The 583-nt window shown below is 50.4% G+C and carries 1 protein-coding gene; it reads left to right on the top strand.

From position 1 onward, the window contains the following. A partial coding sequence (locus tag R7O13_RS29065; RefSeq protein ID WP_318305483.1) for a M24B family metallopeptidase occupies nucleotides 1-583 on the top strand: 583 nt, incomplete at both ends.

Below are 583 nucleotides of genomic sequence, written 5' to 3'. Positions count from 1 at the left end.
ATCTTCACGATGAAGCTACACTGGCTGATCGCCTAGAAGCATTCCGTAAAGAAGACCCAACGCTGATGGATCTGAGCTTTGATACCATTTCTGCGGCAGGCGGCAATGCGGCTATGTGTCACTACAATCATGAGAACCAACCTGAGCCAGGTAAGCTAGAGCTGAACACACTTTACCTTGTTGATTCAGGCGGTCAGTACCTAGATGGCACAACCGACATTACACGCACCATCGCGATTGGTCAGCCATCAGCAGAAATGATCAAGCAGTTCACTCTCGCGCTGAAAGGTCATATCGGTGTAGCACGTGCCCGCTTCCCGAAAGGCACTCGCGGTTACCAAATCGATACATTGGCTCGCCAACATCTTTGGGCGGAAGGTTATGACTACGACCATGGCACTGGTCACGGTGTAGGTCACTTCCTAAGTGTGCATGAAGGTCCGGCAAGCATCTCGAAGAAACAAATTGATGTGCCGCTAACTGAAGGCATGGTGCTATCAAATGAGCCTGGTTACTACCGTGCAGATGCGTTCGGTATCCGTATCGAAAACCTAGAGCTCGTAGTTGAAACACCGACTAACGG

The sequence above is a fragment of the Vibrio sp. Y176 genome (assembly GCF_033438945.1).
This window is presented reverse-complemented; position numbering and strand designations above follow the sequence as displayed.